Origin of the sequence: Actinomadura soli (assembly GCF_005889715.1) — a bacterium.
In the GTDB taxonomy this organism is placed as follows: Bacteria; Actinomycetota; Actinomycetes; order Streptosporangiales; family Streptosporangiaceae; genus Spirillospora; species Spirillospora soli.
Genome location: NZ_VCKW01000426.1, coordinates 1 through 4,506, shown reverse-complemented (window position 1 = coordinate 4,506; position 4,506 = coordinate 1). Strand labels below are relative to the sequence as shown.

The window sequence follows — 4,506 nt, the reverse complement described above, 5'->3', positions numbered from 1 at the left end:
GGTTTGTGCAGGGGATCAGTGGGTGTGGGGGGCGACGGTCGGGCCCTCGCTGGCCTGGATGAGGACGAAGCCCTGGCCCTGGTAGGCGAGCTGCATGGCCTCGCCGCTGCCGCGTCCGATGAGGGCGCCCGCCTTGAAGGTGCGGTTGACGCCGACCTGGAGGCTGGTGCTCCACGCCACGGCGGACTGGCCGTCGGCGAAGGTGGGGGCGCGCCCGCAGTCGAGCATGACGGGGGTGCCGTGGGTGGTGAGGGCGACCCAGCCGGTACCGGTCAGGGTGGTGTTGAACAGCCCGCCCGCCGCGATCCCCGCGCCCTGGACGCGCTGGATGTCCGACTGCAGATGCGAGTCGTAGGCGAGGATGTTCTTGCCGTTGACGGTCATGCCCTCGTTCTCAAGGTAGAAGAGGTGAATGTCGTCGGCGTCGTTCGCACAGAACAGCAGGCCCTGGCCCTTGACGCGCATCAGGGGCACGCCCTCACCGGTCAGCGCCTTCTTCATGAACTTGCCGAGGCCGCCGGAGCCCTCGTAGTCGAACTCCATCTGGCCCTGGAAGGCGACCATGGACCCCTGCCGGGCCAGGACGTCCCCGTTGAGGTGGATCCGGAGCATCTTGGAGTTCTGGAGCGCGAAGTGGCCGGGAAGCTGCTGGCCCTGGTCGAGGTTTCCGAAGAATTGGCTGCGCATGGTCGGGTCGTGCCTCTCGTGCGGATTACTGGAGAACCGCCAGCATAACGAGGGGATGAGGTCAACGTTCCCGGTTGTGCGGGGTCGCCCAGCCGACGAGGGGTCCCTTGGGGACGATGCCGGTCGGGTTGATGTGGCGGTGCGTCACGTAGTAGTGGCGCTTGATGTGGTCGAAGTCCGTCGTGTCGCCGAAGGCGGGAACCGAGTACAGGTCGCGGGCGTAGGCCCACAGGTTCGGGTAGTCGACCAGGCGGCGCAGGTTGCACTTGAAGTGCGAGTAGTAGACGGCGTCGAAGCGGGCGAGCGTGGTGTAGAGGCGGACGTCGGCCTCGGTGATCCGGTCGCCGAACAGGTAGCGCCGGCCGGAGAGGCGTTCTTCGAGGTCGTCGAGGGTTCTGAAGAGGGCGTCGACGGCCTCGTCGTAGGCGGCCTGCGCGGTGGCGAACCCGGCCTTGTAGACGCCGTTGTTGACGGTCGTGTAGACGACGCCGTTCAGCTCGTCGATCTCGGGGCGGAGGGCCTCCGGGTACAGGTCGGGCGCGCCGGGACGGTGGTACGCCGTGAATTCCGTCTCCATCGTGGTGGTGATGTTCGGGAAGTCGTTGGTGACCAGGCGCTTCGTCCGGGTGTCCCAGATGCAGGGGACGGTGTAGCGGCCCTCGAACGACGGGTCGGTGTCCAGGTACAGCTCGGAGAGGAACTCCGCGCCGGTGACGGGGTCGCGGCCGGGGATCCGCCAGCCGCGCTCGTCCCGGATGGGGTCGACGACGGCGAGGCCGATCACGTCCTCCAGGCCCAGCAGCCGCCGGACGATCATGCTGCGCTGCGCCCACGGGCACGCGTACGACACGAAGAGCCGGTAGCGGCCGGGTTCGGCCGGGAAGCCGCCGGCGCCGTCCGCCGTGATCCGTTCGGTGAACCGGTTGGCCTGCCGGACGAACCGTCCGCTCTCGACCTCCTGTGCGGTCATGACGCGCTCCCTTCCGTGTGCTCTCTCTCAGACTCGCATGCGGCCGCAGATCATCGGCAGGTCCAGGTGGGTGCGGATGCCGGGCGGCGCCGCGCAGACCACCGGGACGGAGTTGAGCACGTGCGCGGCCGCGGCGGAGATCGGGTCGGACACCCAGGTCTCGTCGCCCGCCAGGGTGAGGGACGGGTGGCCCTCCACGCGGAGCGAGTAGCCGGGGCGGCCCCACTCGTCGGGCATCCGGGCGGCGTCCGCCTTGTGGACGACCTCGACCGTGATCACGGGCCGTCCGGCGGCGATGCCGCTGAACGTCCAGCGGACCGCGGCGACCGTCCCGCGCGGGATCGGCCCGGCGGCGGTGGCGAGGTCGGTGCGGGCGAGGCGGTGCTCGACGTCCATGTCGATCTCGTCCAGGTCGGCGCCGAGCCCGGCCGCGACGAGGTGCAGGCTCTCGGCGAACAGCCCCCGCATCGCGGTGCGGTTGGGCCGCAGCGCGCGCAGGTAGGCGTCCTCGCCCTTCCCGAAGCCGATCGTGTGGTGGACCATCTGCCAGGACGGGTGCCGGGTGAAGTCGAAGCACTCGCGGGCGTACACGTGGGTGATCCGCCCGGACAGCCGCGACAGGACCAGCGGCATCACGTCCGCCATGAAGCCGTTGCTGATCCCGCTGCCGTGCACGGACGCGCCGCCCCGCTTGCACGCCTGCTCCAGCTCGTTCGCGAACTGCGGGCCGTGCGCCTGCGGGTAGACGTAGCCGTTGGTGCAGATCACGTTCTTGCCGGACGCCAGCAGCGAGCAGACCAGGTCGAGCTCGGCGTAGCGGTCGAGCGCCGGGGTCGGGGCGTAGACGACGCAGTCGGCGTCCAGGTCGAGGATCTCCTGCACCTCGCCGGTGGCGGCGACGCCGACCGGGCCCCGCCCGGCGAGCGTTCCGGCGTCGGCGCCCGCCTTGGCGGGGTCGTGCGCCCAGGCGCCGGCCAGCTCCATGTCGGGCCGGTCGAGGACGCCCGTGATCACGCACCGCCCCAGCGTGCCCGTCGCCCACTGCACGACCCGGTACGGGCGGGGGTTCGGCGAGAACGCGTCGGCGGGGCTCATCGGGACGGGACCTCCGTGGCTCCTCGCGAGGGGGACGACGCCCGGCAACGGGCGAAAAGCGGCATTCGGTGAAACTTTCTTCCCGTGTCCCATCGTACGCAGGAGCGAAGTAACGTCCAGATGGGCGGAGAAAAATCGGGGGGCGCGGCCGAGCGGGATTCGGTTCGGTGGTACCACTGGGTAACCCCGGGTGGTCACCCGGGGGAGAGTCGGTGCATGTGAGGAGACTGTGATGTCGGAACTGCGCTACGACGGCCGGGTGGCGGTCGTGACCGGGGCGGGCCACGGCCTCGGCCGGCGGCACGCGCTGGAGCTCGCCGCGCGCGGCGCCAAGGTCGTCGTCAACGACCTCGGCGGCGACCGGTCCGGCAGCGGCGCCTCCGCCGGGCCCGCCCAGGAGGTCGCGGACGAGATCAAGAAGAGCGGCGGCGAGGCCGTCGCGAACCCCGGCAACGTCGCGACGCCCGAGGGCGCGGAGTCGATCGTCCAGACCGCGCTGGACGCGTTCGGCAAGATCGACATCCTGATCAACAACGCCGGCATCCTGCGCGACCGGTCCTTCAAGAACATGACCCCGGACGAGTGGGACGCGGTCATCGCCGTCCACCTGCGCGGCTCGTTCCTCGTCTCCAGCGCCGCCTGGCCGCACCTGCGCGAGAACGGGTACGGGCGGATCGTGAACACCTCGTCCCCGGCGGGCCTGTTCGGCAACTTCGGCCAGGCCAACTACGCCACCGCCAAGATGGGCCTGGTCGGGTTCACCAAGACCCTCGCCCACGAGGGCGTCAAGTACGACATCAAGGCCAACGCGATCGCACCGGTCGCGTGGACCCGGATGACCGAGGACCTGCTGCCCGCCGACTTCGCCGACCGGCTCGGCGTCGAGCAGGTCACGCCGCTCGTCGCCTACCTCGTCCACGAGTCCACCCAGGACTCCGGCGAGGTCTACACCGTCGGCGGCGGCCGCATCGCGAAGATCTTCGTCACGGAGGGCCCCGGCTACGGGCAGAACGAGACGCTGTCGGTGGAGGACGTCCGCGACAACTGGGCGGCGATCAACGCGGACGCGCCGATGACCGTGCACAACAACGCGATGGAGCAGATGGGCCCGCTGATCCGGCAGCTCGGCTCCTGAGCCGTTGAGCGCGATCACGCTCGACCGGCGGGACGGGGTGCTCACGATCGCCCTGTCCCGTCCGGAGCGCCTGAACGCCGTCGACCTCGGCCTGTCCGCGGGCGACTGCGGCCTGTCCTGGCTGCTGCCCCGGCTCGTCGGCCCGGCGAAGGCCGCGGAGATCTCCTACCGCGCCCAGCGCCTGGACGTGACCCGCGCCGACGCCCTCGGCCTCATCACGGAGATCACTCCCGAGGCCGCGGACCTGGACGCCGCGCACGCCCTGGCCGACGACCTCCTCACCAAGTCTCCCTACGGCCTGCGCCGCACGAAGGAGCTGCTCAACGCGTCCCTGGACGCCCCGGGCCTCCGCCGCCAGCTCATGGCGGAGACGGCCGTCCAGACCCTCGCCTTCTTCACCGAGGACCTGGCCGAGGGCATGACCGCCACCCTCCAGAAACGCCCCCCAGACTTCAAGAACCGCTGAGCCCCCGACCCTGGACGAGCCACAACACCCCTGACCCGGACAAGACCCGACCGTGACGGGGGTTCCAGGGGGTCGCCCCCCTGGGCTAATCGGCCAGGGCCAGGGAGAGGGCCTCGACGTAGCGGAGGGCGGCCAGGCGGGCCAGGGCCGGGT

The 4,506-nt window shown here is 70.7% G+C and carries 5 protein-coding genes; 2 read left to right on the top strand and 3 right to left on the bottom strand.

The window, feature by feature from the left end; translation table 11 throughout:
- Positions 1 to 15 precede the first annotated feature (15 nt).
- The 3 genes from ETD83_RS39745 to ETD83_RS39735 form a co-directional block, all read right to left on the bottom strand.
- A complete protein-coding gene (locus ETD83_RS39745; RefSeq protein WP_138650418.1) occupies positions 16 to 687 on the bottom strand; it encodes an AIM24 family protein in 672 nt (223 codons plus the stop codon).
- A gap of 61 nt (positions 688 to 748) precedes the next feature.
- Positions 749 to 1,657: a glutathione S-transferase family protein gene (locus ETD83_RS39740; RefSeq protein ID WP_138650417.1), complete on the bottom strand. Its 909-nt coding sequence runs from the start codon at positions 1,655 to 1,657 to the stop codon at positions 749 to 751.
- Between the two features lie 27 nt (positions 1,658 to 1,684).
- Positions 1,685 to 2,752: an NAD(P)H-dependent amine dehydrogenase family protein gene (locus ETD83_RS39735; RefSeq protein ID WP_138650416.1), complete on the bottom strand. Its 1,068-nt coding sequence runs from the start codon at positions 2,750 to 2,752 to the stop codon at positions 1,685 to 1,687.
- 232 nt (positions 2,753 to 2,984) lie between these two features.
- On the opposite strand from ETD83_RS39735, the gene ETD83_RS39730 reads away from it, so the two are divergent.
- Together ETD83_RS39730 and ETD83_RS39725 are read left to right on the top strand one after the other, a co-directional pair.
- Positions 2,985 to 3,887 carry an SDR family oxidoreductase gene (locus tag ETD83_RS39730; protein ID WP_138650415.1) on the top strand — a complete coding sequence of 301 codons (903 nt, stop codon included), beginning with the start codon at positions 2,985 to 2,987 and terminating at the stop codon, positions 3,885 to 3,887.
- A gap of 4 nt (positions 3,888 to 3,891) precedes the next feature.
- The gene (locus ETD83_RS39725; RefSeq protein WP_138650414.1) at positions 3,892 to 4,353 is read left to right on the top strand and encodes an enoyl-CoA hydratase-related protein; all 462 of its coding nucleotides are present in this window, start codon (positions 3,892 to 3,894) and stop codon (positions 4,351 to 4,353) included.
- Positions 4,354 to 4,506: the final 153 nt, after the last annotated feature.